Origin of the sequence: Shewanella marisflavi (genome assembly GCF_002215585.1) — a bacterium.
In the GTDB taxonomy this organism is placed as follows: domain Bacteria; phylum Pseudomonadota; class Gammaproteobacteria; order Enterobacterales; family Shewanellaceae; genus Shewanella; species Shewanella marisflavi.
On record NZ_CP022272.1, the window covers coordinates 439,905 to 465,003 of the forward strand.

27 protein-coding genes are annotated in these 25,099 nt (G+C 51.1%); 17 read left to right on the top strand and 10 right to left on the bottom strand.

Features of this window, described 5'->3' with window-relative positions; genetic code table 11:
* Positions 1 to 3: 3 nt before the first annotated feature.
* The 4 genes from CFF01_RS02020 to CFF01_RS02035 are packed head-to-tail and all read left to right on the top strand — an operon-like array spanning position 4 to position 4,680.
* Positions 4 to 1,407 (top strand): TolC family protein, encoded by a 1,404-nt coding sequence (locus CFF01_RS02020; RefSeq protein ID WP_088903686.1) that lies wholly within the window; start codon positions 4 to 6, stop codon positions 1,405 to 1,407.
* On the top strand, positions 1,397 to 2,368 hold the full coding sequence (locus CFF01_RS02025) for an HlyD family secretion protein (RefSeq protein WP_088903687.1): 972 nt from the start codon (positions 1,397 to 1,399) through the stop codon (positions 2,366 to 2,368). The genes CFF01_RS02020 and CFF01_RS02025 overlap by 11 nt, the downstream gene beginning before the upstream one ends.
* Positions 2,369 to 2,380: 12 nt before the next feature.
* Positions 2,381 to 3,538 carry an ABC transporter permease gene (locus tag CFF01_RS02030; RefSeq protein WP_088903688.1) on the top strand — a complete coding sequence of 386 codons (1,158 nt, stop codon included), beginning with the start codon at positions 2,381 to 2,383 and terminating at the stop codon, positions 3,536 to 3,538.
* On the top strand, positions 3,535 to 4,680 hold the full coding sequence (locus CFF01_RS02035; protein ID WP_088903689.1) for an ABC transporter permease: 1,146 nt from the start codon (positions 3,535 to 3,537) through the stop codon (positions 4,678 to 4,680). Before CFF01_RS02030 ends, CFF01_RS02035 begins: the two co-directional genes overlap by 4 nt.
* A gap of 28 nt (positions 4,681 to 4,708) precedes the next feature.
* Here the strand turns inward: CFF01_RS02035 and yjgA are convergent, their stop codons facing one another.
* On the bottom strand, positions 4,709 to 5,248 hold the full coding sequence (yjgA, locus tag CFF01_RS02040) for a ribosome biogenesis factor YjgA (RefSeq protein ID WP_033539126.1): 540 nt from the start codon (positions 5,246 to 5,248) through the stop codon (positions 4,709 to 4,711).
* 150 nt (positions 5,249 to 5,398) lie between these two features.
* Here yjgA and pmbA point away from each other — a divergent pair, with 150 nt between their 5' ends.
* From pmbA to CFF01_RS02080, 8 genes are all read left to right on the top strand, one after another.
* Positions 5,399 to 6,739, top strand: a complete 1,341-nt coding sequence (gene pmbA / locus CFF01_RS02045) for a metalloprotease PmbA (RefSeq protein WP_088903690.1) — start codon at positions 5,399 to 5,401, stop codon at positions 6,737 to 6,739.
* A 182-nt stretch (positions 6,740 to 6,921) separates the two neighbouring features.
* On the top strand, positions 6,922 to 7,269 hold the full coding sequence (locus CFF01_RS02050) for a metalloregulator ArsR/SmtB family transcription factor (protein WP_088903691.1): 348 nt from the start codon (positions 6,922 to 6,924) through the stop codon (positions 7,267 to 7,269).
* Between the two features lie 4 nt (positions 7,270 to 7,273).
* Positions 7,274 to 8,308 (top strand): ACR3 family arsenite efflux transporter, encoded by a 1,035-nt coding sequence (arsB, locus tag CFF01_RS02055; protein WP_088903692.1) that lies wholly within the window; start codon positions 7,274 to 7,276, stop codon positions 8,306 to 8,308.
* A 41-nt stretch (positions 8,309 to 8,349) separates the two neighbouring features.
* The gene (locus tag CFF01_RS02060) at positions 8,350 to 9,360 is read left to right on the top strand and encodes an ArsJ-associated glyceraldehyde-3-phosphate dehydrogenase (protein WP_088903693.1); all 1,011 of its coding nucleotides are present in this window, start codon (positions 8,350 to 8,352) and stop codon (positions 9,358 to 9,360) included.
* Positions 9,361 to 9,364: 4 nt separating this feature from the next.
* Positions 9,365 to 10,594 (top strand): organoarsenical effux MFS transporter ArsJ, encoded by a 1,230-nt coding sequence (arsJ, locus tag CFF01_RS02065; RefSeq protein ID WP_088903694.1) that lies wholly within the window; start codon positions 9,365 to 9,367, stop codon positions 10,592 to 10,594.
* 179 nt (positions 10,595 to 10,773) lie between these two features.
* Positions 10,774 to 11,022 carry a PspC domain-containing protein gene (locus CFF01_RS02070; RefSeq protein ID WP_088903695.1) on the top strand — a complete coding sequence of 83 codons (249 nt, stop codon included), beginning with the start codon at positions 10,774 to 10,776 and terminating at the stop codon, positions 11,020 to 11,022.
* Positions 11,023 to 11,358: 336 nt separating this feature from the next.
* Entirely contained in the window at positions 11,359 to 12,885 is a 1,527-nt protein-coding gene (locus CFF01_RS02075; protein WP_088903696.1) for a M20 family peptidase, read from the top strand.
* A gap of 181 nt (positions 12,886 to 13,066) precedes the next feature.
* Complete coding sequence (locus tag CFF01_RS02080) at positions 13,067 to 14,440, top strand: alanine/glycine:cation symporter family protein (protein ID WP_088903697.1); 1,374 nt, start codon at positions 13,067 to 13,069, stop codon at positions 14,438 to 14,440.
* A gap of 259 nt (positions 14,441 to 14,699) precedes the next feature.
* On the opposite strand, the gene CFF01_RS19195 is transcribed toward CFF01_RS02080, so the two are convergent.
* The 4 genes from CFF01_RS19195 to CFF01_RS02100 all read right to left on the bottom strand — a co-directional run bounded on the left by CFF01_RS19195 (position 14,700) and on the right by CFF01_RS02100 (position 17,108).
* Complete coding sequence (locus CFF01_RS19195; RefSeq protein WP_011864234.1) at positions 14,700 to 14,873, bottom strand: hypothetical protein; 174 nt, start codon at positions 14,871 to 14,873, stop codon at positions 14,700 to 14,702.
* Between the two features lie 339 nt (positions 14,874 to 15,212).
* A complete protein-coding gene (locus CFF01_RS02090) occupies positions 15,213 to 15,905 on the bottom strand; it encodes a TorF family putative porin (RefSeq protein ID WP_033539038.1) in 693 nt (230 codons plus the stop codon).
* A gap of 242 nt (positions 15,906 to 16,147) precedes the next feature.
* Entirely contained in the window at positions 16,148 to 16,420 is a 273-nt protein-coding gene (locus CFF01_RS02095; RefSeq protein ID WP_088903698.1) for an HU family DNA-binding protein, read from the bottom strand.
* A 283-nt stretch (positions 16,421 to 16,703) separates the two neighbouring features.
* Entirely contained in the window at positions 16,704 to 17,108 is a 405-nt protein-coding gene (locus CFF01_RS02100) for a hypothetical protein (RefSeq protein ID WP_088905849.1), read from the bottom strand.
* A gap of 190 nt (positions 17,109 to 17,298) precedes the next feature.
* Here CFF01_RS02100 and CFF01_RS02105 point away from each other — a divergent pair, with 190 nt between their 5' ends.
* Positions 17,299 to 17,808, top strand: a complete 510-nt coding sequence (locus CFF01_RS02105) for a DUF4240 domain-containing protein (protein WP_088905850.1) — start codon at positions 17,299 to 17,301, stop codon at positions 17,806 to 17,808.
* A 21-nt stretch (positions 17,809 to 17,829) separates the two neighbouring features.
* Here CFF01_RS02105 and CFF01_RS02110 read toward each other — a convergent pair whose 3' ends face one another.
* Both CFF01_RS02110 and CFF01_RS02115 read right to left on the bottom strand, forming a co-directional pair.
* Entirely contained in the window at positions 17,830 to 18,129 is a 300-nt protein-coding gene (locus tag CFF01_RS02110; protein WP_088903699.1) for a hypothetical protein, read from the bottom strand.
* Between the two features lie 198 nt (positions 18,130 to 18,327).
* Positions 18,328 to 18,633 (bottom strand): hypothetical protein, encoded by a 306-nt coding sequence (locus CFF01_RS02115; protein ID WP_088903700.1) that lies wholly within the window; start codon positions 18,631 to 18,633, stop codon positions 18,328 to 18,330.
* A gap of 250 nt (positions 18,634 to 18,883) precedes the next feature.
* On the opposite strand from CFF01_RS02115, the gene CFF01_RS02120 reads away from it, so the two are divergent.
* Positions 18,884 to 19,405, top strand: a complete 522-nt coding sequence (locus tag CFF01_RS02120; RefSeq protein WP_088903701.1) for a DUF3016 domain-containing protein — start codon at positions 18,884 to 18,886, stop codon at positions 19,403 to 19,405.
* Positions 19,406 to 19,421: 16 nt separating this feature from the next.
* Here the strand turns inward: CFF01_RS02120 and CFF01_RS02125 are convergent, their stop codons facing one another.
* Both CFF01_RS02125 and CFF01_RS02130 read right to left on the bottom strand, forming a co-directional pair.
* A complete protein-coding gene (locus CFF01_RS02125; RefSeq protein ID WP_088903702.1) occupies positions 19,422 to 21,194 on the bottom strand; it encodes a bifunctional diguanylate cyclase/phosphodiesterase in 1,773 nt (590 codons plus the stop codon).
* A 76-nt stretch (positions 21,195 to 21,270) separates the two neighbouring features.
* Positions 21,271 to 21,582, bottom strand: coding sequence for a hypothetical protein (locus tag CFF01_RS02130; RefSeq protein WP_033539033.1), 312 nt, complete (start codon positions 21,580 to 21,582; stop codon positions 21,271 to 21,273).
* Positions 21,583 to 21,630: 48 nt separating this feature from the next.
* On the opposite strand from CFF01_RS02130, the gene CFF01_RS02135 reads away from it, so the two are divergent.
* Entirely contained in the window at positions 21,631 to 22,515 is an 885-nt protein-coding gene (locus CFF01_RS02135) for a TraB/GumN family protein (RefSeq protein WP_088903703.1), read from the top strand.
* Between the two features lie 118 nt (positions 22,516 to 22,633).
* Entirely contained in the window at positions 22,634 to 23,266 is a 633-nt protein-coding gene (locus CFF01_RS02140; protein WP_088903704.1) for a chemotaxis protein CheD, read from the top strand.
* On the opposite strand, the gene CFF01_RS02145 is transcribed toward CFF01_RS02140, so the two are convergent.
* Positions 23,263 to 24,042: a methyltransferase gene (locus CFF01_RS02145; RefSeq protein ID WP_088905851.1), complete on the bottom strand. Its 780-nt coding sequence runs from the start codon at positions 24,040 to 24,042 to the stop codon at positions 23,263 to 23,265. The two genes, CFF01_RS02140 and CFF01_RS02145, sit on opposite strands and share 4 nt — an antisense overlap.
* A gap of 201 nt (positions 24,043 to 24,243) precedes the next feature.
* Between CFF01_RS02145 and CFF01_RS02150 the strand changes: the two genes are divergently transcribed.
* Positions 24,244 to 25,083 carry a MaoC/PaaZ C-terminal domain-containing protein gene (locus tag CFF01_RS02150; protein WP_088905852.1) on the top strand — a complete coding sequence of 280 codons (840 nt, stop codon included), beginning with the start codon at positions 24,244 to 24,246 and terminating at the stop codon, positions 25,081 to 25,083.
* Positions 25,084 to 25,099: the final 16 nt, after the last annotated feature.

Here is a 25,099-nt window from a genome sequence, read left to right on the forward strand (position 1 = left end):
TTAATGAAATATTTGTATACGATCTGGCTGTCCTTGGTGGTCCTGGGGGCGCAGGCCGCTCATGGCCAAGAGCTTGCCTTTGGCGAGGCGTGGCAGCAGCTATTGCAGGTGAGTGATAAGCTGCAGGCCAGTCAGCAAGAGGTTAATCGTGCCCTGGCGGAGAAAGACGCTGGGGATGACCTTAATCTGCCCTCGCTGTCGATTAATGGCAGCTATACACGCTTGGAGAAGCCACTAGAACTGGACTTAAGGGATCTCAATCCCTTAGCGACTCTCGATCCTGCAAGTTTACCCCCAGCCCTTGGCGCTGCCTTGGGGGCGATTCCCGGCTCACTGTTTATCACTCCTTTTACCGAGCAAGATATCTTCCGCTCTAGCTTGCAGGCGATGTGGCCCATCTATACAGGTGGTCGTATCAGCGCCGCCCAGGGCATACATGAGGCTCAGGTGGCCGAGAAGGAGCAGCAACATCAGCTATCGACGCGGGATCTCTTCGTCCAGCTGGTGGACAGATACTATGGTGTGGCGGTAAGCCATGCCCTGATGGCGACAAGAAGCCAGCTGGTCGATGCACTGACCGAGCATGCCGATCATGCCGTTAAGCTCGAGCAGCAGGGACAGATCGCCAAGGTGGAGCGTCTTAACGCTCAGGTGGCATTGGAAAATGCCAGAGTGGATTATGCCAGCGCCCAACGTCAGCTGGAGATGAGTCAGATTGCCCTGTCACGCATGTTGCATCAGCCCAATGTCGATACTGTCTCTAAGTTGTTTCTTCTGCAAACTCCGCCTTCTATGGGTCAGCTGAGTCAACTGACGCTTTCTAGCCATCCGGCCCTTAAGTTGCTGGAGGCTAAAGAGCTTCAGGCCAATGGCCTTATCGATGTGGAAAAGGGCAGCTATTACCCTACCGTCTTTCTTTACGGCAACTATACCCTGTATGAAGACGATTCCCTGCTAGCCAAGATGGAGCCTGACTGGATGGTCGGCGTTGGGGTGAAGATTCCGCTTATCAGTCGCGACGGTCGCAGTGGTAAGGTCGAGGCCGCCCGTAGCGCCCTGTTGCAGGCGCGTTATACCAAGGCCCAGACTCAGCAAGATCTCAGTCTCTTGCTGGATCAGAGCTATCGTCAGCTGCAGCAGGCTAGAGAGGAGACAGAGTCGTTAAACCTCTCCTTGTCTCTCGCTAAGGAAAACAAACGCCTGCGGGATCTCGCCTTCAGTCAGGGACTGTCTACGTCGATTGAGAAGGTGGATGCCGAGCTTAAGCTAAGCGGAGTGCAGACCCAGCAGTTGGCTGCTCAGTACCGTTATGTACAGGCCTACGCCAGATTGATGGCCATCAGCGGTCAGTTAGATGAATTTATCGGTCGTTCACGCACCGCCCAGGAGAGAGCAGATGCGCACTAACAGAATCTTAGCCCTTGTAGCCCTAGTCGCCTTGATTGTCATCTTGGCCTATGGACTCCATTTGGCTCACACTCCTAAGGTCACGCGTTTGCAGGGACAGATCGAGGCCAGAGAATATAATGTTTCCTCCAAGGTGCCCGGGCGGGTTGCTCAGGTCATGGTTCGCCGAGGTGACCAGGTGGCCGAAGGCGATCTACTGTTTGCTATCGACAGTCCTGAACTCAATGCCAAGTTAATGCAGGCACAAGGGGGGCGTGATGCCGCCAAGGCGTTGCAGCAAGAGGCGGATAATGGCGCCCGTAAACAACAGGTATCGGCGGCGAGAGAGCAGTGGTTAAAGGCAAAAGCGGCGGCCACCTTGGCCGAGACCACCTATAACCGGGTAGAAGCCCTGTTCAGTGAGGGTGTGCTGGCGCGTCAAAAGCGTGATGAAGCCTTTACCCAGTGGCAGGCAGCCAAGTATACCGAGCAGGCGGCCTATGCCATGTATCAGATGGCGGAAGAGGGAGCCCGTGAAGAAACCAAGGCGGCGGCCGAGGGTAATGCCCGCATGGCCGAAGGGGCCGTTAAAGAGGTCAGTGCCATCTTGGCTGACAGTCAAATGCGCTCGCCTAAATCGGGTGAGGTTAGCGAGGTGCTTCTGCAAGCTGGCGAACTGGCGCCTAGCGGTTTTCCTGTGGTGAGTGTGATCGACATGCAGGATGCCTGGGCAGTGTTCCAGGTTCGAGAAGATCAGCTTAAAGACTTTAAGGTAGGCGATACGCTAGAGGTGGAGCTCCCTGCGCTCGGCCAACGTTTTCCCTTTAAAGTGGCGCACATTAGCGTCATGGGACACTTTGCCACCTGGCGCTCTACCGAGAGTGGCCACGACTTTGATATGCGCACCTTCGAGATGGAGCTAAGACCAATGGAGCCCATTGCCGACTTAAGGGTGGGTATGACCAGCTTACTGGTGCCTTAAGCCTTGGCTTCCATGGTCAATCTTATAAAGCGAGAGCTCAGGCGACTATGGCAGTCGCCCTGGCAACTCGCCCTGGTCAGCTATCTGCCTCTGCTGGGCACGCTAGTGCTTTGGTGGTTGTTTAGCGCAGGATTGCCGACCGCACTGCCAGTGGCGGTTGTGGATCAGGATCAGAGTCAGCTAAGCCGTATGCTGGTACGTCAGTTAGCGGCCAATTCGGTTGTTAAACCCATTATTTATCAAGATATAGGTCAAGCCCAAGCGGCTATGGAGAAGGCCGATGTCTATGCCGTGATGATATTGCCATTTCAGCTTAACCGTAAGCTAGTGCTTGGCCATCAACCCACGATAGATATTCGTTACAACGCCCAGTTTTTACTGGTGGGAAAATTGCTCTCCAGTCAGATACAGATGAGCCTGGCCGACGGTCTTAAACAGAAGGCAAGACTGAAAATGCTGGCCTCTGGCGTGTCCCCCGAGCAGGCCAATATCAATCTGAACATGATAAAGACTCAGAGCAGTGCACTCTACAACGCCAATAACAACTATGTCGCCTTCCTGGTACCACCTATTTTGATCGCCTTGGTGCAGATAGTGGCCATGTTGGTGTTTGCCAATGCTTTGTCTGATGAGCTAAGACACAATACCTTGCCCGAGTGGTTTGCCTTAGGTACTTACAAGGTGCTTTGGGCTAAGGTGCTGGTTTATACGCCGCTGCTGATGTTACAGATGGGGGTGATATATGCTTGGCTCTATGGTTATCTCGGCCTGCCGCTAAGCAGTGGTCTGGGTCAGTTGTTTGCCGCACAGGTGATGATGTTGCTAGTGGTATGGTTGATCGTGTTGACCATTTTTGCTGTGCTGCAGGACGGTGCAAGGGTGATCAGTCTCTGCACCGCTCTGTTTGCGCCATCATTTGCCTTTATGGGCGTCACTTTCCCCACCCATGAGATGCCTATGTTGGCTCAGTGGTGGCGGAAGATCATGCCTTCCAGTCACTATGTCGATACCCATATCGGTGTGATCGCCTATGACCAAGGCATTGACGCGTTATTGCTGCAACTCTTTAGCTATTGGGGCTTTTTGCTGCTGATCCCCGTGATAGCCTTGTTACTGACAAAGATCCGTCGAGACCAGGCTAAAGAGCAGATGGCGGAGGTGCAGGGATGAACTTTTTCAGCCTGATGTTTGAGGAGTTCAAGGCCATAGTCTCAGACAAGGCTATTGCTATTACTTTGTTTGGTGGTGTGCTTTTTTATTCCGTGCTCTACCCTTTGCCTTATCTCAATGAGGTACCAACAAAGCAGCAAATTGTCGTGGTCGATGGTGATAATTCCACCTTGAGTCGCTTGGTGATTCGTCACGCGCAGGCGAGTCCTAAACTTGATGTCGTCGCTCATGTGGCTAACTTGACCCAAGCGCAGGCGGCCGTCAATGCCGGGGAGGCTCATGGTTATCTGGTTATCCCTGAAGGATTCCGTCACAATCTGCTGCGCCAGCAAGGCGTTACCTTAGCTTATGGCGGCGACGCCAACTATTTTCTGGTCTACTCGGCCATTCTAGAAGGGCTGGTTTCGGTCGGCATAGAAGCGGGTAAATATATACAGTTTACCGGTCTACTTGCCATGGGAGAGACGGCCAAGCAGGTACAGCTTGAGCTGGATCCTATCCACCTTAACAGTGTGCCAGCCTTCAACCCGAGTTTGGGTTATACCTCCTATGTGGTGCCCGGCGTGCTCTTGCTAGTGCTGCACCAGACCTTGTTAATCGGTACTGGGATCCTCGGGGCAGGCCAATGGCAGCGCAAGGGCTATTGGAATCAGGTAAGCTTAGGCCAGCTTCTGTGTGCTAGGGTGGCGACCTTTTCGGTTATCTACAGTATTTTTACTGCCTTCTACATAGGCTTTTGCCATTACTGGTATCAGGTGGGAGTACAGGGCGAACTCGGGCAAGTGTGTTTGTTTCTGCTGCCCTTTATTCTGTCGACCAGTCTGGCAGGTGTCGCCTACAGCAGCCTGTTTGTTCGACGGGATCTGCCGACACAGGTGGCACTGCTTATCTCTATGCCGATCCTGTTTGCGTCGGGCTTTGTCTGGCCGGTGGAGTTGATCCCCGTGCCATTGCAGGCCGTATCACAGCTGATCCCTGGTGTGGTGACCATTAAGGGGATGTTACAGCTTAATCAGATGGGTGCAGACTGGAGTGATATCGCCCCCATGTGGTGGCAGTTGTGGGTGTTGGCCCTGTTCTACCTTCTGCTGGCCTATCTGGGGATGCGCATTAGGCTTAAGGCAACAAAAAGCCCGCACTAGTGGCGGGCTGTTTCGGCGAGGCACAGGCTTATTCGGCGGTCTCGGCGCGCAGATACTTGACCAGTTCTGTTGCGGATTTAGAGGCTTGTTCAGGTTGCTTAGATAGCTCCTTGTTGGCCTGCCTCACCAGTTGGCGAAGCTTCTGGCGCTCAAGGTTAGGATACTGTTCAAGCAGGGCCTGAATGGCATCATCACCGCCACTTAGCAGTTGATCTTTGTGCTTCTCGGCAACATTGAGCTTGGAGCTTTCGTTGCGATTTTGATTGAGCACGTTTTTCAACTTGGCCTGCACTTCTTCGATATCGACGTTACGCATCAGCTTACCAACATAATGCAGTTGACGGCGATGGGCCTCGCTGTTGATGCGAATCGTCTTGGCCTTCAAGATGTTGTCATGAAGTAATTCATCCAGCTCTAGTTTCTTGAGCTGGCTCTTGCTGAGGGCAACTAGCTGCTTACCTAGTTCCTGGTAAACGGCGATCTCGCGCTTTATATCGGCTCTGCTGACGTAATCATCGTCATGATCGAAGGGCTGTTTAAAGTGTTCTGAGTCACCAACAATATTCATATTCAAAAAAATCTCTTGGGTCCAAGCCATAACTACGCTAATCATAACATTTCCGGCCAATATCGCCTACGAAACGACTCAGTTATTTAATGTGAAAGCCCAGCGGGTTTGCTATGCTACGGCCACGATTGACAACAAAAGAGTAGATTTGTGCCTTCTCCTAGCATCGAAACCGAATTGAATTCATTGAAAGACGCCGTGTCTATGGCATTGGAATATGCTGCCAAATTAGGCACCTCGGGGGCCGAAGTGGCCATCAGCAAGCAGCAGGGGCTCTCAGTCTCGACACGCTTGAAAGAGGTAGAGACCGTTGAGTTTAATAAAGATGGTGCGTTGGGGATCACCTTGTTTAGAGATGGGTGCAAGGGTAGCTCTTCCACCTCAGATCTGAGCCCAGAGGCCATTCGCCGTGCCGTAAAGGCCGCGGATGATATCGCGCGCTTCACTTCGGAAGACCCCTTCAACGGCCTGGCCGATGCCGAGCTGATGGCTAAGCAGATCGAAGATCTCGAGCTCTACTATCCCCACGAGACCACGCCGGCCGAGTTAGAAGCCTTGGCGGCGAGCGCCGAAGCTGCTGCGTTAGATAGCGATGTGCGTATTAAAAATTCCGATGGTGCCAGTGCCAACGCCCATACAGGTGCCAAGGTGTATGGCAACAGCCATGGTTTCTTAAACGGTTATGTCAGTTCGCGCTACAGCCTGAGCTGTGTCGTGATCGGCGAGCAAGATGGCCATATGCAGCGTGACTATGACTATACGGTGGCTCGCAATTTCAGCGACCTTTGGACGCCAGAGGCGGTGGGCCTGAAGGCTGCCCAGAAGACCCTGAGTCGCCTAGGGGCGCGTAAGATAGCGACTACCAAGTTACCTATTCTGTTTGCACCTGACGTAGCGACCGGCCTGATGGGACATCTGGTGGGGGCCATCAGTGGTAGCAGCCTGTATCGCAAGTCGAGCTTCCTACTCGATGCCATAGATACCCAGATCTTCCCCGAGTGGTTTTCGATTGCTGAGCAGCCACACCTCAAGGGCGCACTGGCCAGTGCCTGTTATGATAGCGAAGGGGTGGCCACCATAGATCGCAACATCATCGATAGCGGAATCCTCTCCACTTATTTGCTGACCAGCTATTCGGCGCGTAAGTTAGGCCTGATTAACACAGGCCATGCCGGTGGTATCTACAACTGGACGCTATCTCATACCGGACAGACCTTCGATGAGCTAGTGAAGCAGATGGATACAGGCCTTATCGTCACAGAGGTGATGGGGCAAGGCGTGAATGGCGTGACCGGTGATTACTCACGCGGCGCAGCGGGTTTCTATGTGGAGAAGGGCGAGATCCTCTATCCGGTCGAAGAGATCACCATTGCCGGAAACCTTAAAGAGATGTACCGCAGCATGGTGGCCGTGGGCAAAGAGCGAGATCTGCGTTCCTCTATCCGTACCGGTGCCATTTTGCTCGATGAGATGAAGATTGCCGGTAATTGATCCTGAGGGCTTTGCCTAACTCAGCGTTACCTGACTTAGCGATACCTAATTGAAAGAAAGCGAACCTTAACCGGTTCGCTTTTTTTATGTTTGCAGCACACAAGAGAACTTGTATATATGAAAATTCATATATATGCTTATCCATATGTTCAAGCGCCCATATTTTTGAGAGTAACAAGCCAATGGCCGTCGCAATCTTTAAAGCCCTTTCCGATGAAACACGTCTGCTCAGCCTGCTGCTGATTAAGGCTGAGGGTGAGCTGTGTGTGTGTGAGTTAATGGCGGCACTGGACGAGAGTCAGCCAAAGGTTTCGCGCCACTTAGCACAGCTGCGTAAGGCTGAGCTGCTGAGTGATCGCCGTCAGGGACAATGGGTGTTCTACCGGATCAATCCCGAATTGCCTGTCTGGGCGGCGGAGGTGATCGAAAGGACGCTGGCGGGCAATGCCGAGCTACTGGAGCAGGCCAAGGCGCGTCTGGGTGAGATGGGGCAGCGCCCCGAGCGGGTACAAGTTTGTTGTAAAGGATAGAGCCATGGGATTATTTGAACGTTTTCTGAGTGTCTGGGTGGGGCTGGCCATAGTTGCAGGGGTTGCCTTGGGTTATCTGTTGCCGGAGCAGTTTGCTCAGATCGCTTCTTTTGAGTATGCCAGTGTCAATCTGCTAATAGCTGTGCTTATCTGGGTAATGATCTACCCCATGATGGTGCAGATCGATTTCTCGGCAGTAAAAGATGTGGGCAAGCGTCCTAAGGGCTTGTTGCTGACTCTGGTGGTGAACTGGCTGATTAAGCCCTTTACCATGGCACTGCTAGGTTGGCTCTTCTTCCGTGTGCTGTTTGCCTCCTGGGTGGATGCGCAAACCGCCAGCGAGTATATCGCCGGCATGATCTTACTGGGCGTTGCGCCCTGTACTGCTATGGTGTTTGTCTGGAGTCAGCTCACCAAGGGCAATCCTAACTACACTCTGGTGCAAGTATCGGTGAACGACATCATCATGGTGTTTGCCTTCGCGCCTATCTGTGCCTTCCTTTTGGGGGTGAGTGATATTCAGGTGCCCTGGCAGACCCTGTTGATCTCTGTGGTGCTCTATGTGGTGCTGCCGCTGGTGGCGGGTATTGTGACGCGCAGGGCATTAAATAAAAAGGGCCATCTTCTGAGTGTTGAGGCCTTTGTCGCCCGCCTCAAGCCCTGGTCTATCTTGGGCCTGCTGGCCACAGTTGTGCTGCTGTTTGGCCTGCAGGCCAATACTATATTGGAACAGCCGCAAAATATCTTGCTGATCGCCATTCCTTTGCTGATTCAGACCTATGGCATCTTCTTTATCGCCTATCTGGCGGCCAAACGATTGAAGCTAGAGCAGGATGTAGCGGCGCCCGCCTGTATGATCGCCACCTCTAATTTCTTCGAGCTGGCGGTAGCCGTGGCTATCTCACTGTTTGGTCTGCATTCAGGAGCGGCGCTGGCGACTGTGGTAGGCGTATTAGTGGAGGTGCCAGTAATGCTTTCCCTAGTGGCTTTTGTTAATCGGGATAAATCCAATTATTTACGCGGTCTGGGCAAGGCCTAAGCCGCAACAGAAACAGCGAATCTAAAGCATAGGACGATAAGATGACAATCAAAGTGGGAATTAACGGCTTTGGCCGTATGGGACGCCTGGCGCTGCGCGCCGCCTGGGAGTGGGACGATATCGAGTTTGTGCAGATCAACGATCCGGCGGGTGATGCCGCTACGCTGGCGCATCTGCTGACTTTCGATTCTATACATGGTCGCTGGGCCCATGAGGCAGTCGCCGAAGGCGAGCAGATAGTGATAGGTGATAAGCGTATCGATACCAGTGCCAACCGCGCCATCGGCGATACCGACTGGTCTGGCTGCGATCTGGTGATCGAGGCCTCAGGGGTGATGAAATCTAAGGCGCTGCTGCAAGCCTATCTCGACCAAGGGGTGAAGCGTGTAGTGGTGACCGCGCCAGTGAAAGAGGAAGGCGTGCTCAACATCGTCATGGGGGTTAACCATCATCTGTATGACAAGGATAAATACCCCATAGTCACGGCGGCCTCTTGCACCACCAACTGCCTAGCGCCTGTGGTGAAGGTGCTTCATGAGCAGATAGGTATCAAGCATGGCTCCATGACCACGATTCATGACATCACCAATACCCAGACTATCTTAGATGCGCCCCATAAGGATCTGCGCCGCGCCCGCGCCTGCGGTCAGTCGTTGATCCCGACCACCACGGGCTCGGCCACCGCCATCACCCACATCTTCCCTGAGCTTAAGGGTAAGCTGAACGGTCATGCGGTGCGTGTGCCTCTGGCCAACGCTTCGATTACGGACTGTGTGTTCGAGATGCAACGCCCTGTCACCGAACAGGAGGTTAACGCCCTGTTTAAGGCGGCTGCAGCCGGTGAGCTGCAGGACATTCTCGGCTACGAGGAGCGCCCGCTGGTCTCGGTGGATTACAAGACAGATCCCCGCTCCAGCATAATCGATGCCCTGTCGACCATGGTGATCAACGGCACTCAGCTTAAGCTTTACGTTTGGTACGACAACGAGTGGGGCTATGCTAACCGCACCGCCGAATTGGCGCGTATGGTCGGCCGTATGGATAAGGCCTAATATTATGCTTGCCAGCCTGCGCGCCCTGCCAAGCGAGATGCGCCAGTATCTCTTGGTGACGGGCAACTATTGGGCCTTCACTCTTACTGACGGCGCGCTGCGCATGCTGGTGGTGCTCCATTTTCACCAGCTTGGCTATTCGCCTTTGTCGATTGCCATGCTGTTTCTCTTCTATGAGATCTTCGGTGTGGTCACCAACCTGGTGGGCGGCTATCTGGGGGCTCGCCTTGGACTCAATCGCACCATGAATATCGGCCTAGGGCTGCAGGTGGTGGCGTTGGCTATGTTGTTGGTGCCAAGTAGCTGGCTTGTCGTGCCTTGGGTGATGGCGGCCCAGGCGTTGTCGGGCATTGCCAAAGATCTCAATAAGATGAGTGCCAAGAGCAGTGTGAAGATGCTGGTAGCCAAGGGGGAAGAGGGCAGGCTGTACAAGTATATCGCCGTGTTGACCGGCTCTAAAAATGCCCTTAAAGGGGCGGGCTTCTTCCTCGGTGGCGCCTTGCTTGCCCTGATGGGCTTTAAGGGGGCGATAGGTTTGATGGCGGCCCTGCTCTGTGTCGTCTGGCTAGTTAGTGTTATCAAGCTCAAACAAGATCTGGGCAAGGCGAAAAATAAGCCTAAATTTACCGAGATTTTTTCAAAGAGCCGTTCAATCAATATATTGTCAGCGGCGCGTATGTGCCTGTTTGCCGCCCGTGATGTCTGGTTTGTGGTGGCGCTGCCCGTCTATCTTGCCAGTCAGTTCGGCTGGGATCACTATCAGGTGGGCGGTTTTCTGGCCCTGTGGATTATCGGTTATGGTGCGGTGCAAAGCATCGCCCCTAAGATCACCGGAAGAGCCAGCGGTGTGGTGCCGGACGGTCGCAGTGCCATGTGGTGGGCCAGTGTTCTTACCTTAATTCCAGCGCTGATCGCTTATTTGATGAGTGGTGAGCTGGCGGCAGCATCCCCTGACGCTAATCAAGGCATACTCTTAGTGGGGCTGATGTTGTTTGGCGCCCTGTTTGCCATCAACTCTTCTCTGCATAGTTACCTTATTGTGAGCTATGCCTGTGACGATGGCGTCTCCTTGGATGTGGGCTTCTATTACATGGCCAATGCTATGGGGCGTCTGCTGGGGACGATACTGTCGGGCTGGGTGTATCAGGCCTATGGACTGGGGGCTTGCCTGTGGATCTCAACTGTGTTGCTGGGGCTGACCGCGTTGATTAGCGTGGGGTTGCCGAGGCGCTAGCCTTGGAATGTAAAGCTTTGGCTGTATTGAATATTCTAGTGACTGTGGAAATAGTTTAAGAGCTCATATACCAAGACTTAGACTCTTGGTGTAACAAAATCAAGAGAATTTGGTTATAGTGACTCTAGGTTCGACACTAATTGTTTGTCAATAGCAATCTGAATTAAAAAGGGATTTTTATGAAAGACTTAGAAAAGATCAAGATTTTAACCCGGGGTGAGAAGGGCGTTGTCGCCGGCGTGTGCGCTGGGTTGGCTGACTATTTCGGTTGGCGAGTCAACGGACTGCGTGTCACTTTTGTCTTAATGAGTCTATTCTTTTTCCTTCCTGTCTTAGCTTATTTGGTGTGTTGGTTGATATTGCCGCAATACCCCACGACTCAGGCGATGCGACGCCAGTTGCAACGTAAGGCTGCTCTCCCGCGCTGATTTCAATTTTTTGGAGTTCGATGGGACTAGCGGATTAAAAATGTTATATGCCTTTAATTAATTGATAAAAAATAAATTTGTAATTTTAGCGACTATTTTTATTGAAATCTTTTTAACTCTAATGTTTTAGCTTAATGTGTGAAAAATTTATTATTTAAAAAGATTGCTTATTAAGTCTATGGGTCCTAGATTTGAGAGGGCTGAAGTAACTCTGTCTCTTGGATGATTTTATATAAAGCAGCTAGTTATGGTGTGGCGCTGAATTGGTAGGGGGATCTCCCTATATAAAAAGGTAAATAGAATAAATTTGTTGTTTGTTCATTAAGGAAAGTGATTATGACAAAATATTTGAAGTATATGGCGACTGTTGTTCAGGTGGCTGTAGTAAGTACCAGTATGTCGGTTGCGGCGGCTGAAAAAGCCGATTTTTCATCGATGCAGATGAAAGGAGTGGAGCAGATATCGGTGAAGGTTGAGCTTGAGCCAGCGATCGAGCGATTATCGAAAGCGGTACAGTTTCGAACTATCTCGAATCAAGACAGAAATGATTTCGATGAGAAAGCCTTTAGTGATTATCACACGTTCTTAGAAACCTCCTATCCCAATGTCCATAAGACCCTCAAGCGCGAGGTATTAGGTTCACCTCGTCCTTTCAGTCTCTTATATACCTGGAAAGGTAAAGACCCCTCTTTGCCGCCAGCACTTTTTTACGCTCACCAAGATGTGGTTCCCGTTCCGAACGAGTCTCGAGATCAGTGGGAGGTTGACCCCTTTGCCGGTACCGTAAAAGATGGCTATATCTGGGGCCGTGGCGTGTTAGATGATAAAAATCAGATCCACGGCATTTTAGAAGCGGCCGAGATGAAAATTAAAGAGGGTTGGCAGCCATCACGCACCCTTTATTTTGTTTTTGGTCAAGATGAAGAGGTGGGCGGGCCTGAAGGTGCCAAGCATATTGCCGATGTGTTAGAGCAGCGCGGTATTAAAAAGTTTGCCTTCATCATTGATGAGTCGGCGCCTTTAACGCCGGGTATTTTTCCTGGCATTCCAGACAATACGGCGTTGATTGGGATTGCCCAAAAAGGTTTTATCAGTCTTGAGCTGGCGATGAATGGTATTGGGGGGCACTCATCTCAGCCGCCTGAAGAGTCCAATATCGGTATTTTGGCTAAAGCAATCACCAAGCTGGAGGCCGCTCAGTTCCCTTATCGTATTCATGAGGCTGTACGACATCAGTATCGCTACATGGGCCCAGAGTTGAGTGAAGAGAAGAAGCCAATGTATGCGGCAGTGGCTTTTGGTAAGGATGACGAGATCACCCCATTGGAGCAGAAGTTCATTGATGAGATGACGAGCCAGCAGGTCACTCGAGCAATGATGCATACCACCATTGCGGTGACCATGTTTAATGCTGGCATTAAAGATAATGTCTTACCGCCTTCCGCTACGGCAGTGGTAAATTTCAGACCCATGCCGGGTGATACCCCTGAGGTGATTATTGCCCACGTGAAAAAAGCCATAGGTGATGAACGCATTACGGTCAGAGATATTTCGGCTTCAACTCCTGCAACCAGTGTGGCCGACCCGACCAGTAAGAGTTATCAGCAGCTTGAAAAGACCATACGTCAGATCTATGGAAATGATCTTATTGTGTCACCTTTCTTCGTGATAGGGGGATCCGACTCTAAGCATTTTCAAGCGCGTAAGTTTGCGCCCGATGTCTATACCATTACTGGCTTACAACTGGATTCGTTGAAAGAGTTTGCCGGTTTCCATGGTGTGAATGAGCGCATCAAGGTCAAGGAGTTCGGCCGCACAATCGGATTCTTCTATAAGCTAATGGATAATTTAGAGGATCTATAGAGCTCTCCCCAATGTGCCTGGCCTAGCCAGGCACATTGCTATCTCAGTCTTACCTATCTATCTGTTTCAATTCGTTAACAATCGCTGCTTTCATTTTGAACGCTTTTCGTTGTACTCTGGAATGTAATCAACAAAGCGTGGCGAAGATCACCAAAATAACGATAAAAATGACGAGGTTTGAATGGAAGGTATTACTGAATTTGTCAGTATGATCAACGGATTTGTATGGGGTACTCCCATGCTCGTGATGATCTTAGGTGTGGGTCTCTTTCTCTCTTTTGGCTTGCGGTTAATGCCGATTCTTAAACTGGGGACAGGCTTTAAGCTGCTCTGGTCGGGACGCATTCCCGATAAAGATAAACAGATGAAAGGGGAGATCAGCCCTTTCAATGCCTTGATGACCTCGCTATCGGCCACCATAGGTACGGGTAATATTGCCGGGGTGGCGACTGCCATCTTTATCGGCGGCCCAGGAGCTCTGTTCTGGATGTGGTGTACCGCTTTGGTGGGGATGGCGACCAAATTTGCTGAGGCCGTGCTGGCGGTGAAATACCGTGAAGTCGACGATAACGGTAATCATATCGGTGGCCCCATGTACTACATCAAGAATGGTCTTGGTAGTAAGTGGGCCTGGTTGGGAACCGCCTTTGCTTTGTTTGGTTCATTCGCTGGTTTCGGTATCGGCAATACGGTACAGGCCAACTCGGTCGCCGATGCCCTAAGAAGTAATTTTGATGTGCCAACCTGGGTCACTGGTGTGGTACTTATGGTGCTGGTGGGCGCCGTGCTCATGGGCGGTATCAAGCGTATCGCCGATGTGGCAGGAAAGTTGGTGCCGCTGATGACAGTATTCTATATCGCCGCAGGACTGTCGGTGATTGTGGTCAATGCGGCAGAGATCCCAGATGCTATCGCGCTTATCGTTCACAGCGCCTTTAATCCAGTGGCGGCTCAGGGCGGCTTTGCCGGTGCTGCTGTTTGGGCGGCGGTGCGTTTTGGTGTGGCTCGCGGCGTATTCTCTAACGAGGCGGGTTTGGGGAGTGCGCCCATTGCCCATGCGGCGGCGCAGACCAATAACCCGGTCGCTCAGGGCTTAGTGGCCATGCTAGGGACCTTCATCGATACCCTGGTGGTGTGTACCATTACGGGCTTGGCGATTGTTGTCTCCGGTGCCTGGACTTCTGGTGAGAATGGTGCCGCGCTGACTTCCTATGCTTTCTCGCATGCTTTACCTATGGGTAATTATATTGTGGCTATCGCCCTCTCTATTTTTGCCTTTACCACTATCTTGGGCTGGAGCGTCTATAGCGAGAAGTGTGTGCAGTATCTGTTTGGTGTGCGTGCGGTGAAGCCGTTTAGAGCCATCTGGGTCTTAGTTGTCCCGTTAGGGGCTGTCAGTTCACTCGACTTCATATGGCTGCTTGCCGATACCCTGAATGCCATGATGGCAATCCCTAACTTGATCGCCTTGGCACTGCTTAGCCCTGTAGTCTTCGGGTTAACCCGTGAGTACTTCATCAAGAAGCGCCAGCAGGAGGCCGAGGCTAAGAGTTAAGCGCTAAGAGTTAGCCTTGATATATGACAAAAAGCGCCCTTGGGCGCTTTTTTTGTGTTGCGAACTCTGTCGCTAGTGAAAATGCTAGTCGAGGCGCTTGGTGAAGCGCAGTGAGGCGACTAGGATGCCGACCAGGGTGAAACCGATCAACCAGAGGGCATCAAATGGCATGTCGCTCAGGGCACTACCGCGCAGCAAATAGATTCCGCTGCATGGAGCCTGGCCCCATGCAGCCTTTGATGAGCAGTTGCGGGGGAGTTCAGTAGAAGTCGCCTCCCATGGCTCGTTTTAGCGCCGCCTCTTCGAGTAGCTCCTCCAAGCGGCGTTTAACTTCGCGTCTGTGTTGTAATTCGCAGGCGGCTTTAGGGTTCTTAGGTGCTGTGATCGCTTCGATTTCAGCATCGTTCGGAATAACATCGAGTAACTGAGCCATAGTGAAATCCTCGTCAAATAAAGTGCTTGAGCATTCATTTGGTGCTACTTAGCACTGATTCGATTTAACATAAAGTCAACTGAGTCAAAGTGTTAGCCTTTTGGTCTCCCAAGGTGTCATCTGAGTTCAGAGCACATTAGCGAGCGCTAATGAGAAAAGTAGCAGGGGATTTTGGTTTTTTGTTTGATCGAGTTAACACAATTGCATTTGTCGGTGTTTACGATAAAAACTGTGCAGTTTAACCGAGAGGGCTAGGTTAATAATCTGTTTTTAATAGATTTATTTTTTAGGGGATGGTGAGTTGCCAGCTAAATTAGTGGCAACTCATCTAAATTTGGATCACAAATCGAAACTATAGCTGTAGCTCACCAGTACTTTTGGGTCGTCATCATCAAGGTCGGTATCGCTGACCATGAATGAGAAGGTGCCAAATTCGCTTTCTTTATCCAGTGACACTGAATAGTCCGCGTAGTTGTCTGTGTCGAACCAAGCATTGACGACATCACCGCTTGAGTAACCATAGTGAACATTTAGCGACAGGCTCTCTGATATCGGGAAGCTGATGCCAGCATTGATATATTGGAGATCTTTTTCGTCATAGGGATCTGAGGCGACATCGCTATCGGCATTCACGACATGGGAATAGGAGAGACTCAACCATTTCCAGCTTATGCCCACGGAAATTTCGCCAAAGTCTATGCTCGAATCGCTGTCGGGATAGGCGTAGTAGAGGTAGCCGATATCATAACCAAAGTCCTCGCCAACGCTGCCGGCATAGCCACCGTAGAAATCGATCTCATAGGTGGTGTCGTCGCCAAAATCGACATTAGAGGCCCAGGTGCCCAGGTAAAGGCCGCTGTCATGCTCATAGTCGATACCGCCTTGTATTGCGGCGGCGTCACCGGTTTGTGTGGCACCTCGCCATAAGTAGTTAGAGGTGGCGCCTATGTTGCCTGTTACGCTAGCGCTGGCTGGTAAGGCAACCATTAAGGTTCCCGCAAGGATGCTAAGGGTTCGCAATGCTTGTTTCATACTCATTCCTTTTATTGGTCTATGGGAGCGGCTCTGCCTGTTGTTATGAGTATTGTCAGGCCGCGTACAAGTTAAAGCGAAGAGTGTGCCAAGTATTTATTTGTTATTTTTCATGAGGTTATTTTGTTTGCATCATATTTAAGCAATAAGGTGGTGAAAAATGATGCATAAAATGCACTAGAAAAGTGCATAAAAAAACCTCCAAGTGGAGGCTTTTTCTTTGCGAGTAAAAAAGTAGCGATTTAGTTTACGCTGTCTTTTAACGTCTTACCGGCTTTAAACTTAGGTACTATGGCCGCTGGGATCTGAATTTCTTTGCCCGTCTGTGGGTTGCGGCCTGTACGTGCTGCGCGGCTAGTGGTCTCGAAAGAGCCAAAACCTACAATAGAGATTTTTTCGCCGTTCTTCATCGCTTCCGCTACCGTTTCTTCGAAAGATTTTAAGGCGCGAGCAGCTTCAGCTTTAGTAAGTTCAGCGCTTTCCGCTATTTTTGCAACAAGTTCAGTTTTATTCATTTGGATAGTCTCTTCTTTCCGTAGATTTAGTAATACCAATTACATTAGATACTTGCAATTGCTGGACTTAACATGCCACAAGCATCCCTATAATGAAAGCGGTTTTATGCACTTATACGAGGCTTTAGTCAAAATCAGTAAAAAATTAATTGCCATCTAGGGCAAGAAGGCAATCTGGACTTAGCGGCTTTGTCAGTCAGACGACTTAGATGATTTAACTACCTAAATAAAGTGGGCCATTGAGTAAGGCCCACTAGGTGGGATTTAGAGGTTGGACTGAAATTTATGCCTTTTCACCGGTATCTACAGGAGCGGCCAGGTAGTGCTTTAACCCCTTAGAGAAGGCCATATACCACTGAAAACTCAGCAGTATGAGCACGACCATGGCGATAGCCCAGATGGGAAGTTCCTGGCCGCGAACGACGACCTTAACGTCTTCTGGAGTGATCTGATAGGCGATGATGGCCGTGGCGCCCAGTGCCGTAAACCCAAGCGTCTGAATGCCGATATAGATTTTTAATACCAGGCTGGCCCAAGCGGTTCTGGCTATCAGACCTATCAACACGGGAATTACTCCTAGCGTAAAGAGATCAAAGGTCTGGCTTTCCAGTGCGCGCCAACCGGCGAGAATGGCGATGACAATATAGAGGGCGATCAGTAGCAATATGCTGGATGTCGGTCGATTCATCTTAATTAGTGTGCGGTTAATCATTTGCACCGCAGTGTAGAAAAATGGCGCAGCTTAGTCCAATGCTTTACCCAATTTAACCGCTAATGCTGCCTAGGCGCCTTGCTTAAGGTAATATGTCGCCCAAGTTGATAGGGTAACAGCAGTGAGCGGTTATCCACTGAGCGCCACGCCTTATGATGAGAAGAGCATGAAAGAAATTGAATTTTGGCAGTTAGTCACCCGCAGTCAGCCGCAGCAAGATCAAGAGAGCCTGGCCGCAGACTTGAAAGGGAAGCTTATGCTGCTGAGTGACGAAGAGCTTGCGGCTTTTGACAAGATCTTTTCCCAACAGATGCGCCGAGCCTATTTGTGGTCGCTCTGGGGGGCGGCGTATATCGTGACAGGTTGTGACAGCGAGTATGGCTTTGCCGAATTTCGCTGTTTCCTGATCTCTCTGGGTCAGGAGTGGTTTGAGAAAGTGTTGGTCGACCCTGATCAGTTGGCGCAGCTACCAGCTTGGCCGGAGAAAGATGGCTATGCCTATCCTTTTGTGGACGAGTATGACCTGATCGCTGGTCAGATCTATGAGGATCGCACAGGACAGGAGCTACCCTTTGTGCCCTCGGGTCAGGCAACGCCTCAGGGCAAGAAATTCTCACATAAGAAAAAACAGCTGAAGGCGACTTACCCTCAGCTGTTTCAGTTGTTTCCTTTTTAGTGACAGCGCAGCAGCCTGGGTTTAAAAGCAAACCTGGGTATTGCTGTCGAACTGCAATTCATGCTCGGCACAGGCGCCTTCCATGAACTTTTCTTCGGCCTGTTCTAACTGGGCGTCGAGATCAGACTGGAAGGTATCTAATACCTGATTTTCATTCTCTTCCTGATGCTGATCCAGGATCTGGTAATGCTGCTCAACCGCGGCGCGTTCGCTGTCGGTTAACTCATTGGCGTTGGCGCCTGAAATGAAGGCGAATCCCAGGATGAAGGTGGCCAATAGGGCAATTCTGCCTGAGAATGTTGGACGGATTAGCTTGCTCATGCTCTTAGTTCCAGTCGGTGTCTTAAATTAAATGGTTGCCGGTATCAGCACCTGCTTGTGCCGTGTTGCACTGGTGGTAGGGCGCTGCCGTTTGCGTGGCGCCTATTTTAACGGCGATTTCTTGAACCTTAGCTGAACAAAAAAGCAACGATTAGCTTTTGTTCAATTAGCTAAATGCAGTCAACCATTTAGAGGGCGTTAGTGATTTTGCATGGCATCGCACTGGAAGCCCTGACGGCTGTTGTCGAAGCGGCATCTGAGTCCACATTCCCATAAGACATCTCCCAGCGTTTTAGATTGCTCTATGGCAAAGGTCTTACAACTTTCATAGTCGTCAAAGTCATCGGTTTTTTTGTAGCGGCCCGAGTTATAGCCATGGGCATAGACAAAGGCTGACCAGGTTTCGGGTTGTTGCTGGGTTTCTTCTGCAGTGATCCAGTAGATGACACCTGCCAGCAGAGCGAAGAGTATGAAGACAAAGAGAATGGGAGTACGATTTTCCATGATTAACCTTGTGTAAAGCATTCACTTGATGAGTTTACCCCAGGCACGCAGCAAATTGATACAAACAGGGTTAAAACCTGTTTGCTCGGGAGAAAAGGGACCCTCCCACTTGTCCAAAAGGTAACGAGGCGATGAAAAGACTCGCGAGCATTTTGTATTAAGCCTATATTCAGGTTAGCTTTTGTACACTGATGGCAATAGGAAACCCTAACCTGTGACCCTTTGCTTGGGCGATTAAGGAGGCGTAATTATGAAGTTTCAATCTCTACTCTTGGTGGGGGCATTGGTGTCGTTAAACCTTGCTGCCGAAGAAGCCAAAGAGAACCCAGTTACCGAGACGGGTGTGGTTAAGATCACCTGGCAAGATGTGGATAGCTATCGCGATGTGAAAGCCGTGGGAGATATTCAGTCCCGCTACGAGCTGCGCGTGTTTGAGACCTTGACCAAAAATCTCAACAAGTCGGCAGAAAAAACACTTAAGCCCAACCAAAAACTGGAAATGGTGGTGACTGATCTCGACTTGGCTGGTGATGTGAGGCCGACCTTTGGCGCCACACCAAATGACATTCGCCTTATTGAAGATATCTACCCGCCGCGAATGACCTTTAGTTATCAGGTATTAGAGGGCGATCAAGTCATTATCGCTGGTGATGAGAAACTCAGAGACATGAGTTTTATGCACACAGTTGGCACCATGAACGATAGACCCCTCAGATATGAGTCTAAGATGCTGAGCAACTGGCTGAAAAAGTCGGTGGAGCCCAAACTTTAGTGCGCTGACCCATGGGTTAAGCAAACTTAAGCGGTCGATACATGGCGATCGCAGCGTCGTTGGGCGCAGGTGTAAACAGGCTAAAGCCAGTGATAGTGGCTTTGGCCTGTTTTTTTGCCGCTGCGCTGTAGGCTGACAGCCCCTGCTCGTCGCAAAAACGCGTGACTTCCGGCGGCAGTAGTCCGACACAAAGGCTGATTAAGGGATGAGCCTTTAATTGACCCTGTCTGTCTTCGGCCATCATCTGCTGACGTTGCCAGTCGGCCTGATGATAAAACTGCTGCTTATTAGCGTTGAAGCGGTTTAGCAGGTTGCGGCATTGCTCGACAAAGCCATCGCTTGTGCTGATCACCACAAAATCATCGCCGCCAACATGTCCGACAAAATGGTCATCGCCCAGCATTTGTTGCAGGTACAGGGCCAAAGATTGAATCACCTCATCTCCACGGCAGAAACCATAGATATCGTTATAGGGTTTAAAGTGACACAGGTCGAAATAGGCGAGATAAAAGGCGCGATCCTGCAGACGAAGGCGTTGTAACTCCTCCTGGATGGGAATATTGCCCGGCAAGCCGCTCAAGGGGTTGGCATGTCTGGCCATCTTGATGCGTTGTTCTGTGATCTGTTGTAGGAGATCTTTGGTGTGTCCTATGCCTAACAGGCGTTGATCGCGCATCACGATAAAATGCGGGGCCACAGTGCCGTGCTCGGCGGTCAGACGTTGACTCACTTCAGAGATTGGCGTGCAGGCTGCTACACGGAGCACTTTATCGTTCATCACTTTCACTACAGGACAATTCTCGTGCAACGCCCTGCCATAGGGCGTGCTGAACAGCTCCATCAGTTGCGCCCGGTCGATGACCCCAAGGGGTTGCTGCTGCGCATCGATAATGGCCACTACCTGCAGATGTGGTGAGCGGGTGAAGCGGTTACTCAGCGCCTTGAGTTTAGCCTCGGGCGTGACTGATATGGTGCGGGTTGCCAGGCTCTCAGCCGATTCGGCGTAGCGCGTTTGGCGCTGCTTGATCTCCAAAGGGGCGATTTTCGCCAAGTCTTGAATTGGCTGGGTTTGTGGGCGCCCCAGCAGATATCCCTGACAATAGACTATGCCAAGCTGGGTAAGCAGTGCCAGTTCGGCAGGTGTCTCTATGCCTTCGGCGATCACCTTACAACTCAGGCTTTGACAGAGATCTATGATGGAGCGAACAAACTCTTGCTTGACCGGTGATTGATCGATTTGATGGATAAAGTGTCTATCGATTTTCACATAATCTGGTGCCAGTTCAGACCAGAGTCTCAGCCCTGAGTAGCCAGTACCGAGATCGTCGATGGCGGTAAGAAATCCCTGACTACGGTAGTGGTTGAGGCAATCTTTTAAAAGGTCGATATCATCGGCGGGATACTGCTCCGACAGCTCAATCACTATCTGATCCGGCGACAGTCCCAGCTCCTGCACCAGGCTAAGGGTTAGGCCTTTGGCGTGACTGGGTTCCAGCAGTGCCTTGGGGGAGATGTTGATAAACAGCTTGCCCGGTAGCTCGCGGGCATCGAATTGCCTGATTGAGTGACGACGGCAGATCTCTTCAAGCTCAGACAGGCGCCCCTCGTGGGCCGCAGTTTGAAACAGGGGCACAGGGGAGAAGAGGGCGCTATGTTCAGGGCCTCGGCTCAGGGCCTCGAAGCCGTGCAGACGTTGGCTGTTTATATTGAAGATGGGCTGAAACAGTACATGGATCTTCTCATTCTCGATGATCTTATCCAGTTCACTGCTCAGGTCGATTGCTGTCATGTGGGGCCGCCTCATATTAAACTTACGGCGATTCTATGACCATGCCATGACAGCAATATGACACTAAAGAATGAGCTTACTTGGCCTGACTCTTAAAGGCTTGCAGGGTCTGCAGCAGTACACCGAGTTTACGCACAAAGCTTTCCAGCGCTGGGGCCAGAGCTTCAGCATCGGTGGGAAGCTGGGTCATCTCGTCAGCCAGCTCCTGTACATAGGGGCCGAAGCGGTTGCTACGTGCCTTAAAGCCTTCATCTTGGGTAAAGATGGTGGTGAATTTACCGTGGCCGGCCTTCTTTAATTCATCCAGTTTGGCATCGGCGTCGATCGCCTGGCGATAGGCGACTTGCAGATTTTCTTTCAGTTGCTCTATTAGGTGACTATGTGGCATAACAGCCTCGTATTGAAAAATTTAGCCGAATTATAAGGGGCAAGCCTGATGGCAACAAGTCGACCGCGATTATTAACCATAGGGATGTTACTGCTGACAGGGATATTGTCACTCAATGCGCTGGCAGCTCCTGAAGATAAACCTCCTTTTTATAAAATCAGTTATCAAGGCAAACAGGCCTATTTGTTGGGCTCTGTCCATGTTGGGCTGGCTGACTTTTACCCCATGGCGCCTCAGATTGAGGCGGCGTTTGCCGAGGCGGGTGCCTTGGCGGTCGAGGCTGATACCAGCAAGGCTGATATCATGGGGCTTATCCGCCAATATGGGCTGACTCAGGTGACGGCCGATGCCAAGACTCAAGCGCGGATGCAGCGCTTTTGTCAAAACCGCGCCGAGCTTTGCAATCAGCTGCAGCCCTATGCGCCCTGGATGCAGGCGATGCAGCTGAGCGTGATGCGCTTTTCGGCGCTGGGATATCAGGCGCAGTGGGGCGTCGATCAGGTGTTACAGGGTAAGAATGGATCGCGCCCGGTTATAGAGCTGGAAAGTACAGAGTTTCAATTTCAGCTGATGGCATCTTTTAATGCCAACACTCAGTGGGAGATGGTGCTTGAGGCAATCGATGCGCCGGACGATGAGATGCAGCAGTTGATTAAGGCTTGGCGCAGTGGTGATGAAGCCGCTTTGGATGACTTGATGCAAGGACAGATGTTACACGATGGCGATCAAGCGCTTATCGATAAGATGCTCTGGCAACGTAACGAGCAGATGACGACCAAGATCCTGTCGCTGATGACGAATCAGACCACGCCGTCACCCTTGTTTGTGGTGGTGGGGGCTGGCCATGTGGTGGGTGACAAGGGGATTCCTGCTAAATTTTCCCGTATTGAGGGCGTTAAGGTACAAAACTGTTGGCAGCAAGCCTGTAATTAGGGCTCAGAGGAAACTCAGTCGCTTAGTCTGTGTTTGGCTATACTGTTAAGCAAGATTACCTTAAGCCGAGTTGTCGCTGAGCGCTTTTAGCTGACACTCAAGGATGCATGGAGGCAAGATGCAGGCTGAAGCGACCCTTTTCCCAGTACGCCCGGAGTTTCAGGCGATCCCCCGCCAATGGGATTCGCGCCATGACGCCGTGGTGGCCCGTGTCGATCCCGGTAGCTTCTACGTCACCGCCCACGATGAATTAATTTTTACTCGCTTGGGGTCCTGTGTGGCCGCCTGTATCTGGGATCCTTTGTTGGGGATTGGCGGTTTAAACCACTTTCTGCTGCCTGAGCGCCAACTGCACGAAGATTGGCATCAGCTTACCAGTTATAGCTGCCGCTATGGTAACTGGGCCATGGAGCAGTTGATCAACAATATATTGAGTCTGGGTGGAATGCGTAATCGACTGAAAGCCAAAGTTTTTGGCGGCGCGCAGATGACGCAGACCAGCGTGCTCAACGTCGGTGAATCTAATATCAGCTTCGTAAAAAACTACCTCAAGACAGAGGCGATAGAGATAGTGAGTGAAGATCTCGGTGGGCCTTGGCCGCGTAAGGTGCTGTTTCACCCCAACAGCGGCAAGGTCAAGTTGATGCGTCTGTCACCAGATCGCATCACCAAGATGATGTCCGAGGAGCAGCGTTATCTCAAGCAGATCGTTACCGCGCAAGAAGATAGCCAGGTGGAGCTGTTCGACTAGAGCCTGCGCATGATGAAGTGAACGTAGCGCCCCAGGCCTACATAGGCTGGATGAGTCGAGTATTGCAGCTCCATCTCCAGCAGCTGGCTAAAGTCGCTGTTGGGGGGCTGGTGGGTTTTGAGATAATCATGGATCACTCTTACCCCTGACTCTGACACCAGCTCCATCTGCCAATCCTCTACCCATTTTCTGACATCCTGGATATAAAGAGGATAACTGGGCGTGAGTCCAACCTTCTTCTTTACCTTAAAGTCGGCGGCCACATAATCAAAGTTGCCCGAGATTAGGCTGTGAAAACGCATCGCTTCCTTGTTGTAGAACATGAGCGAAAACAGGCCATCAGGTTTTAATAGCCCAGTGAGATCGCCTAGGGTCTGCTTGGCATCACTGAGCCATTCGGCAACCGCATGGCAGAGGATAAGATCGAACTGGCCAAGTGTCTCTTGGGTCAGGGATTGAATCGGCGCGTGAATCAGGCTGATATCCAAGGTCTCGCCACTGCTCTCTTCATAGGCTTCAATCTGCGCCTTGCCCAGAGCCAACATCTCACTGGAGATATCGCACAGGGTAACGCTATGGCCGAGTTTGGCCAGTTTCTGGCTGAAGAAGCCAAAACCACCGCCGGCGTCCAAAATACGCAATGGCCCCTTGGGCAGCTGTGCCATTGCCTGGGACAGATCGCGCCAGAGCACGGCGGCACGCACTTCGCCCTTTGGGGTACCATAGATATTTTTGGCAAATTTACCGGCTAATGCATCGAAGTTTTTGTCTTGCACTGGGTGACGTCTCATGGGAAAGCTGAGTGATAACAGGGAGGCTATTTTGCCATAGCGCCGTGCCACGCGCATTAAAGAGACTTAAGGTTTAGGTAAAAAGCGTGATTTTGGGGTATAATCGCGCGCTTGCAATTTTAGGCAGAGTAAAGTTTGAAGGGTTTGGATAGCGTGGATAAAGAAATTTGTGTTGAACTAAAGGCGATGCCGTCGTTGTTGTCGCTTTATCGCAAGATCTTTTTTGGCCGAAAGCCAGGCTGGGATGAGCAACCTCTACCCCATGTCAAAGTGACCTGTCCACAGGTGGCTGTGCGTGCCGATAAGGTCGCTCAATACGCTAAGGTCTGCGGTTTCGAATTTGATGGCCAGCAGCTTCCTCTGACCTATCTTTACGTCATGGTGTTTCGTCTGCATGCCAGCATCTTTACCTTAGATGCGATTACCTTTCCCTTGCTGGGAATGATCCACCTGAAGAACAGCATCACACAGTACCGCACCACTCGCGTGGACGAACAGTTCGATCTCGAGTGTGAGTTGACCAGTAGTCAGATGACAGATTCAGGTCTGGAGTTTGAACTGGTATCGCGCGCCTTTGTGGCTGGCGAACTGGTGTGGGAGTCGCTGTCGACCTATCTCTATCGTATCGAAGGTAATGGCAAGCGTGTCCGTCCGCCTAAGGCAAGCCCTATGAGTTGGGAAAATCCGATCAACTGGGAGCTGAGCGAAGATCTTGGTCGCCGTTATGCAAAGGCATCGGGCGACTATAACCTTATTCACCTTCACCCTGTGCTCTCTAAGCGTTTCGGTTTCGATCGCGTTCTGGCCCATGGCATGTGGTCCAAGGCAAGAAGTGTGGCCCAGCTGATGCCAAAGATAGGTGACAAGCCCTGTAGCGTCGAGGTGGCCTTTAAGTTGCCTCTGCTGATGCCAGCTAAGGTGAGCTTCGACTCTGAGACCGAAGAAGCCGGCGGCTTGATGTTTGAATTACGTGACGCTAAGGGGCGTAGACCTCACCTGACAGGTCAGGTGAAGTTTCACGACTAAGCTAGTATCTGAATCG